The organism is Bacillota bacterium (assembly GCA_036504675.1).
Taxonomy (GTDB): domain Bacteria; phylum Bacillota; class Sulfobacillia; order JAJYWN01; family JAJZPE01; genus DASXUT01.
The window spans coordinates 1-8711 of record DASXUT010000140.1; the positions used below are offsets into that span (position 1 = coordinate 1).

At 64.4% G+C, this 8711-nt stretch carries 8 protein-coding genes; all 8 read left to right on the forward strand.

The window, feature by feature from the left end; translation table 11 throughout:
- The first annotated feature begins 137 nt into the window (after positions 1-137).
- Positions 138-2372 (forward strand): ATP-dependent RecD-like DNA helicase, encoded by a 2235-nt coding sequence (locus VGL40_09500; protein ID HEY3315491.1) that lies wholly within the window; start codon positions 138-140, stop codon positions 2370-2372.
- The gene (locus VGL40_09505) at positions 2369-3070 is read left to right on the forward strand and encodes a ComF family protein (protein ID HEY3315492.1); all 702 of its coding nucleotides are present in this window, start codon (positions 2369-2371) and stop codon (positions 3068-3070) included. Before VGL40_09500 ends, VGL40_09505 begins: the two co-directional genes overlap by 4 nt.
- A 6-nt stretch (positions 3071-3076) precedes the next feature.
- Positions 3077-4060 (forward strand): D-glycerate dehydrogenase, encoded by a 984-nt coding sequence (locus VGL40_09510; GenBank protein ID HEY3315493.1) that lies wholly within the window; start codon positions 3077-3079, stop codon positions 4058-4060.
- A 418-nt stretch (positions 4061-4478) separates the two neighbouring features.
- Positions 4479-4682: a cold shock domain-containing protein gene (locus VGL40_09515; protein ID HEY3315494.1), complete on the forward strand. Its 204-nt coding sequence runs from the start codon at positions 4479-4481 to the stop codon at positions 4680-4682.
- A 223-nt stretch (positions 4683-4905) separates the two neighbouring features.
- The gene (gene raiA, locus VGL40_09520) at positions 4906-5439 is read left to right on the forward strand and encodes a ribosome-associated translation inhibitor RaiA (GenBank protein HEY3315495.1); all 534 of its coding nucleotides are present in this window, start codon (positions 4906-4908) and stop codon (positions 5437-5439) included.
- A gap of 195 nt (positions 5440-5634) precedes the next feature.
- Entirely contained in the window at positions 5635-6789 is a 1155-nt protein-coding gene (locus VGL40_09525; GenBank protein HEY3315496.1) for a hypothetical protein, read from the forward strand.
- Between the two features lie 160 nt (positions 6790-6949).
- A complete protein-coding gene (locus VGL40_09530) occupies positions 6950-7615 on the forward strand; it encodes a hypothetical protein (protein HEY3315497.1) in 666 nt (221 codons plus the stop codon).
- A gap of 334 nt (positions 7616-7949) precedes the next feature.
- A partial coding sequence (locus tag VGL40_09535) for a hypothetical protein (GenBank protein HEY3315498.1) occupies positions 7950-8711 on the forward strand: 762 nt, incomplete at its 3' end.

The window sequence follows — 8711 nt, forward strand, 5'->3', positions numbered from 1 at the left end:
ACAGACGCTTACAAAGGCCCGGGGGGGGCGCCGGGAAAGGCGGGGACGCCGGGAAAGGGGCCGGGAAAGGGGTCGGGAAAGGGGCCGGGAAAGGGGTCGGGAAAGGGTTGCCCTTGACTCCTCGCGAATAATGGGGCATGACCACCCTCGAGGGGACCGTCGAGAAAGTCCAGTACTTCAACGAAGAGAACCTATACACCGTGGCTCGCCTGGCGGTGCCGGGCGGTCCCACGGCGACGTTCGTCGGCAACTTCGCTCCCCTCAGCGTCGGTGAGCGGGTGCGCCTGTCCGGCCAGTGGATAAACCATCCCGACTACGGGCGCCAGCTCCAAGTGGAGACGTACGAAGTCCTGCCGCCGACGACCCTCAAAGGCCTCGAGCGGTATCTGGGGTCGGGGCTGATCAAGGGCATCGGGCCGGCCACCGCCCGCCGCTTGGTCGAGGCGTTCGGCCAGGACACCCTGAGGGTCATCGAGGAGGAGCCGGCGCGGCTGCGCCAGGTCGAGGGAATCGGACCGATCAAGGCCGACCGCATCGCCACTTCCCTGGCCGAACAGCATGACCTCAAGGAGGTCATGATCTTCCTCCAGGGGTACGAGGTGAGCCCGGGCTTCGCCCATCGCCTCTACCGGCAGTACGGTCGGCGGACCATCGAGGTCATCAAGGCCAACCCCTACAGGCTGGCCGACGAGGTCTTCGGGGTCGGCTTCAAGACCGCCGACCGCCTGGCCTTGAAGTTCGGGACGGCCCCCGACGATCCACATCGGCTGTCCTCGGGCATCCGATACGCCCTCAACGAGGCCGCCGGAGAGGGCCATGTCTTCTTGCCTCTGGACATCCTCCGTCAAAAGGCCGGGGAGCTCCTCGCGGTGTCCCCGACCCAGTTCGAAATGGCCCTTTCCGGACTGATCTCCGGCGAGGATGTGACCCTCGACGGACCGGCCGTCTACCTCACCGCCCTTTACAAGGCCGAAGTGAGCTTGGCAAATCGTCTAAGATCCATCGACAGTGCAGCAGGAATTCCGCTCGGGCCAGAGAATACTGTCGCCTCAATACTGGATGCCGAGGTCAAGAGCGGTCCGACGCGGCCGGACCTCGGCGATGACCAGAGACAGGCGGTCCTCATGGCTTTGCGGTCCGGCCTGTCGATAATCACAGGTGGGCCGGGGACCGGCAAGACCACGGTCATCAACACCCTCATCGGTCTGCTCGAGGCCTTCGGACAACGAGTCCTCTTGTGCGCCCCGACCGGCCGGGCGGCCAAGCGGATGACGGAAGCCACCGGCCGGGAAGCCTTCACCGTGCACCGGGCCCTCGAGTACCGCTTTGTGCCTGGGCGGGGGCTGAGCTTCGCCCGCGATGAAGACAACCCGTTGGAAGCCGACGCGGTGGTCGTCGATGAGGCTTCCATGCTCGACCTGACCCTCAGCGACCGGTTGGCCCGGGCGGTCCGCCCGGGCGGGCGGTTGGTGATGGTGGGTGACATCGACCAGCTGCCGGCGGTCGGTCCCGGCAACGTCTTGCGGGACATGATCGCTTCCGGCGCCGTGGCGACGACTCGCCTGACCCATATCTACCGGCAGGGCGGTCAAAGCCTGATCGTCCAGAACGCCCACCGGATCAACCACGGCGAGATGCCGGAGTTGAACCGGCGCGATGGCGACTTCTTCTTCATCGAGGAAGACGACCCGGAGCGGATCCGTCAGGAGATCGTTCAGCTCGTCACCAGACGGCTGGCCGACTTCCGCGGCCTGGACCCGCTCCGCGACATTCAGGTCCTCAGCCCCATGCACCGGACGCCCATCGGGGTCGAAGTCCTCAACGGCGACCTGCAGGAAAGGCTCAACGCCCCCGGATCGGGCGGCGCCGAACCCGGCGGTGCGGCCACCGGCGGTCGTCTGCGCCCCGGGGATAAGGTCATGCAGATCAAGAATAACTACCAGAAAGGCGTCTTCAACGGGGACATCGGCTGGGTGACGGCCATCGATCCAGAGGAAGGCGAGACCACTGTAACCTATCTGGATTCAACCCAGGAACGGCCGGTAGTCTATGACCGCAGCGAGCTTGACGAACTCACCCTGGCCTACGCCATCTCGGTGCACAAGAGCCAGGGGTCCGAATACCGGGCCGTCGTAATGCCCGTCTCCACGCAGCACTACGTAATGTTGCAGCGAAACCTGCTCTACACGGCGATCACCCGAGCCAAGGAGTTGGTCGTGCTGGTCGGCACGAGGAAGGCCCTGTCCGTGGCCATCCGCAACGACCAGATCCAAAGGCGCTTCACCAGACTGAACGAACGACTGGCCCCCCCGCCGGCGGCCCCGCCGGCCTCCCCGGCGGCCGCGGAGACCGGAGACGGGGAAGACCGGTGATCTACCTGGATGGGTCGCCGGCCGGCATCCTCGCCAAACGCCGATTCCTGGCGGCCCTGGCCGACCTGGTCTACCCGGCTGGGCGGACCTGCCTCTGGTGCGGCCGGCCGGCGGCCGCCCCCGGCCTACCGTTCTGCCGGGATTGCCTCGCCGGACTCGTCGGGGGAGGTCCGATCGAGGTCCGCGGCGTGGCTGCCGGTCGAGCCGTGGGCGCCGGCCTCTACGATGGAGCCTTGAAAGAGGCGATCCACCGCCTGAAGTTCTCCGGGTGGACTTTCCTGGCACCGGCCCTGGCGGCGCTCCTGACCGAGGCGGTAGGCTCGACGGACCTCTGGACCGCCGACGTGGTCGTCCCCGTGCCGCTGCACCCCAAGCGGTTCATCGAACGGGGTTTCAACCAGTCGGCCCTCCTCGCCGGCGGAGTCGCCGGGGCTCTCTCAACGAGACTTGATACCGAAGGGCTACGCCGCCTGAGGCCCACGGAAAGTCAGGTCGGATTACGACCGGTGGAGAGAAGCCGTAACGTTCGGGGTGCCTTCCGGACTTCCCGGCCGGGAACCTTCCTCGGTCGGCGGGTGCTTCTTATCGACGACGTTTTGACTACGGGCTCGACGGCCGGCGACTGCGCCCGCGCTCTCAGCGACGACGGAGCCGCCAGCGTGGACCTGGCGGTGCTGGCCGTGGCCCCAAGGAGATGAACAGAGATGGGTGAATCGAAGACAAGCCTGGGAAACCAGTTCAAAGGCCGATTCAAGGTCCTGGTCACTCGGAAGATCCCGGACGCCGGCTTGCGCCTGATGGATTCCGACTGCGGCTATCAGATCCTGTCCGGTGACCCGGTCCCGACCCACGCGGAAGTTGTTCGCGGTGCGGCTGGAGTTGACGGGATCGTCTCCCTTCTGACCGAGCCGATCGACGCCGAGGTCATGGATGCGGCTCCGGGGTTGAAGGTCATTGCCAACATGGCGGTGGGTTACGACAACATTGATGTGCCTGAGGCCAAGAAGCGGGGAATCCTGGTGACCAACACCCCGGAAGTCCTCACCGAGACAACGGCCGACTTCGCCTGGGCCCTGATGATGGCGGCGGCCCGCCGAGTCATCGAGGGTGACGCCGAAGTCCGAGCGGGGCGGTGGCGTACCTGGGAGCCGGAAGGACTGCTTGGGGTCGATCTACACGGGGCCACTCTCGGGCTTATCGGATACGGCCGGATCGGCCAATCCGTGGCCAGGCGAGGCCAAGGTTTCGGCATGAAGGTGATCTTCCATGATCCCGAACGCCCTGGTTCCCTCCCGATCGACGGCGTCCTCAGCGAGGCCGACTTCATCAGTCTCCATGTCCCCCTGACCCCCCAGACCCGCAACCTCATCGGCCGCGACCAACTCAGAAGGTGCAAACGGACGGCCGTCCTGGTCAATACGTCCCGTGGGGGAGTCCTCGACCAAGAGGCCCTGGCCGAGGAACTGGCCGCCGGGACCATCTTTTCGGCCGGCCTCGACGTCTTCGAAAAGGAGCCGCTGCCGCCGAGTCACCCCCTGTGTCGACTGACCAACGTCGTCTTGGCTCCCCACATCGCCAGCGCCAGCCGGGCGACTCGTGACCGGATGGCGATGATGGCCGCCGGGAACCTTGTCGCCGGGCTCCGTGGTGAGACCCCCCCTAACCTTGTCCCAGAGCTACGGTCCTGACTCGACACGAACCCCCGCCGGAGGGCGGCGGTCGCCGACAAGAGCCGACAGTCCACAGACTATCCCCATTGCGGGATGCCATAATGGCGCCTTATCAACAGGGTTATGCACACTGTCCACAGCCCCGGCAATCCACAAGGCCGGATTGTCCACAGGTCGACGAGCGGCGTTCGCCAAACCTTCGACAACGACGGCCGAGCCCTTCCCGCGACGGGCCCGTCGAGGGAGGGGTTGAGGCCGCCGCTGAGGGAACGCGGGCGGCCACTCGGCCCAACACGCCCATGAAAAGCCCCGCTAGACGTGACCGAAAAGGCCCAAATCCGCGTCTGGTTTGACTTTTGAGGGGGCGCGTGCTATATTATCTCTGTGGCTCGACAGGCTGGGTCACAGCGATAATGGATTGGAGGAATGTTCAGGAATGCTCGGCAAGGTCAAGTGGTTCAACGCGGAAAAGGGGTACGGGTTCATCGAGCGCGAGGATGGCGGCGGGGACGTTTTCGTCCACTTCTCGGCCATCCAGATGGAAGGCTTCAAGACCCTCACTGAGGGCGAGCGGGTCGAGTTCGACATCGTCGAGGGTGCCCGCGGTCCGCAGGCGGCCAACGTCGTCAAGGCCCAGTAGGAGGCTCCACAACCGATCGACCACCAAGCTCCGGACAACCCGTCCGGAGCTTTTGATTTCCCGTGGGCCGGCCCTCGGGCTAACGCCGAAGGGTCAAAAGGCCGATATCCCATGGTGTCAAGGTCTTCCCGACAGGGGCTCCGACGCAGCAGCGGAAGGATTTTCCGGGACCCGGGGGAATAATAAGGATCGAGAGAGTCTCGAGAGGGGGATGTCCGAGCGGATGCAGATTGCCCTCAGGGGAAAGAACGTCCAGATTACCCAAGCCCTGCGGGAGTACGTCGACAAGAAGGTCGGGAAAATCGAGAGATACTTCGACGACGTGCCCGCCGCCCAGGTGACCTTAGGGGTTGAAAAGGACCGCCGCATTGTCGAAGTGACCATCCCCGTCAACGGCATCCTGCTGCGTGGAGAGGAAGCCACCGGCGACATGTACTCCTCCATCGACATGGTCATGGATAAGCTCGAGAAGCAGGTGGAGAAGTACCGGACCCAGATCTACCGCAAGTTCCGCCGGGAGGGCTTGAAGCTTCCCAGCGCCGAGAGACCGGTGGAGGTGGAGGACAGCGAGGGGCAGTTCAGAGTAGTCAAGACCAAGCGCTTCGCGATGAAACCGATGCCGGTCGAGGAAGCGATCATGCAGATGAATCTGGTTGGCCACGACTTCTTCGTCTTCGCCAACGCCGACACGGAGAAGGTCAACGTGGTCTACCGTCGGCGGGACGGGGACTACGGGCTGATCGAGCCGGAGTCCTGAGGTTCGGGCGAAGAGCGTCCCGAGCAGATTGATGAACGACCATCGAAGCCGGCGGGGGCATCCCGCCGGCTTCCTCGTCTCCGGGGCTCGTCTATCCCCCCGAGACCGCTTGATGGTATAGTAGAGGTGCACCAGCGCGACGACGGCGACCGGCCGGGGCAATTCCCTGCCCGGTCGTAGGAGGGACGGCCCGGATTGGCTGAGAACAGAGTGAGCGCCATCATCCTCGAGGGCGGGGCGTCGAAGACCACCATCGAAGAGGATATGACCGCGGTGAGGAAGGCGGTCGTCCTCGACAATATCGAGAAGATGCGGGAGACACCCGGGATCGATCAGGTCATCTTGGGGACCAACTACGCGGACCTGGCGGCTCAGGCCGAAACCCTCGGGGCGGTGGTCGACTTCAGCCTCGAGCCCTTCCATTTCGGCCGGCGCGTTTTGCGAATCGTCGGCGAGCGGGGCCTGACCAGCGTCCTCTACATGGGCGGGGCCGCGGCGCCGCTGATTCGCCGGGAGGACCTCGCCTGGATGGCCAAGCACCTCCGGGAAGAGGAGGGCATCGCCATCCTCAACAATCCCCAGTCCCCCGACATGGTCGGTTTCACCCCGGCCTCGGCCATCACCCTCATCCCGCCGCCACAGAGTGACAACGAGCTTGGCTATGCCCTGACCGACCTCGCCGGTTTGCGGCGGGTGATGGTGCCCAACTCACCCTGGGTGAGTTTCGACCTCGATACCCCGACCGACTTGGCCATCCTTTCGCTTCAGAGGACGGCCGGCCGGCGGACCACCAGGGCTCTCAGCGAGCTGAGCTTCCGCCCCGACTTGGAAAGGCTGGCCAAGGCCCTGGGCCGGGTGGAGTCGATGTTCTCGGTCATCGGCTCGGAGATTGCCTTGATTGGCCGGGTCGGCCCCCCGATCTGGGCCTTCCTCAACATGAACGTGAAAGTGCGCTTCCGCGTCTTCTCCGAAGAGCGGGGGATGAAGGCCCTCGGCCGCCAGGACCGCGGGGAAGTCGTCTCCCTCGTCGGGCACTTCATCGACCGGGAGGGTCCGGAGCCCTTCTTCGCCTACCTCGGGACTATTTGCCAGGCAGCCCTGTTCGACAGCCGGGTCCTCTTCGCCCACTGGAAGAAGCAAGTCTCCGATTGGGATCGTTTTCAGTCCGACCTGGGCCGCTTCGACCTGATCCAGGACCCCGAGGTGAGGGAGTTCGCCCGCGCCGCCCAGGCCGCCGCAATCCCGATCATCCTGGGCGGACACGCCCTGGTTTCGGGCGGACTCTGGCTCCTAGCCGAGGACTCCCTGGCCGTCCAGGGACTTGAGGCCAATCGGCTGATGCAGTTCTAGCAGGGGTTTGCAGGCCGCGGTCCCAGTTACCATAACTAAGGCCGGCCAATGAAGGCAGGCAACATTTCACCCAAAAGAAGGAAAACCCTGGGTTGAGTCGAAATGATGTAGAAAGCTAAGCACCAGGAAACGGATTTCCTGACTTCGAGGAGCCCACTAAATGAGCAGGGAAGACCTGAACGGCAGCCAGCGTGACCGGATCAAGGAGTACGAGCGGCTGATCGGCCAGATCCGGGACGTCATTTCGGCCCGGGTCATCACCGATGCTCAGGGCAGCATCGAGGAGATTCACGTGTTGGCCGGCTCCAGCAGGAGCCCCAAGCAGATCGTCCGCGATGTCGAATCCGCTTTCATGACCCAGTTCGGGCTCAACGTCGACCACAAGAAGATCAGCATTGCCCAGGTCCAAGACCAGGGAGAGATCCCCCTTGAGCAGACCAGGGTCAAGCTTGGTTCAGTCAGTTTCAGCACCACCGGGCCCCGCGCCGACTGTCATGTTCAGCTCGAGGTGTCGGGGGACGGCTATGAGGGCAGCGCCAGCGGGGCCAATTCGGCCACCGGCCGCCTCAGACTCGTCGCCGTGGCTACGGTGGCTGCGGTCGAGCAGTACTTCAAGTCCTCGCCGATGTTTTCCGTCGATGAGGTGACCCCGCTCCACCTGGGCAACCGCGTGGCCGTGAACGTCGTCCTGACTCTCCTGACGGCCGCCGGTGAAGAGAGCTTCGTCGGTTCCTCACTGGTCAAAGAGGACGAGCGAGAGGCTGTTGCCAGAGCCACCTTGGACGCCATCAACCGCAAGATTGCGGTCCTCGTGAAGAAGTCCTGAGGCCCCATTTAGGAGGCGGTGTCCTAACCGTGTTTCACCCCGACGGGCGCAGGGATGGATCCGTGACGCCCGCGGCCAAAAGTTAAGAGTGGACCGACGGCTTGAGAGCTGTCCACACCTCGAGCGGAGCGGTTGCCTATCCTCATAGCGAACGGGATAGAGTTGACCGTGACGGGAGGTCCAAACGACCTAATGGGCAAGATATTCCGCGTCGTAGTAGTCCTGCTGGCTCTGTTGTTGGCTGGCGGCGCCGTTTATCAGTGGGGTTGAAAGCCTAGGTTTTTGGGTCGTCGGTCCGTTTTTCTTTTTTTCCAGTGTCAAGGAGGACGCCATTATGGCCCGCCAGAAGAACGAAATCGTCGTCAACATCTACGTGGCCCTGGTCATCGTGGCTGGCGGGCTTATGTTGCTCCGGTTCAACCCGTGGCCGGTCAGCCATGCCTGGCTCAACGGGTTGTTTTTCATGCTCCTGGCCCTGGGGACGGAAGCCATGCCGATCAGCCTCCCGCGGGGGGGCGGCACGGTCTCGGTCGCCTTTGGCGTCCTTTACGCGGCCATCTTGACCTTCGGCCCGTCCTTTGCCCCCTGGGTGGCCGCCCTCGGGACGATCCGCCGCCGGGAGTTGACCGGGGACGTCCCCTGGCACAAGCTCCTCTTCAACCGGGCCCAGCTGGCTCTGGCCGCCGGCGCCGCGGCCGTAGTCTACGTCCAGCTCGGCGGCGCTCCCCCGGGGATGCCTTTCGACGGCCGTCATCTCGTGGCCTTGGCTTGTTCGGCCCTGACTTTCTTTGTCATCAACATGAGCACGGTGGCCGTGGCCATCTCCCTCTCGCAGGGGGTCCCCTTCTGGAACAACTGGCTCCTCAACTTCCGCTGGGCCGCCCCTCACGACCTGGCCCTGATGCCTCTGGGCGGGCTCATTGCGGTGGTCTTCAACAGCGTCGGATACCTCGGGGTCCTGCTCTTCTTCCTGCCGCTCCTGATCGCCCGTTACTCCCTGCAGCGCTACAACGACCTCCGGACGGTCTACCTCAGCACCATCAGTGCCCTGGTCCGGGCCCTTGAGCAGAAAGACCCGTACACTCAGGGCCACTCC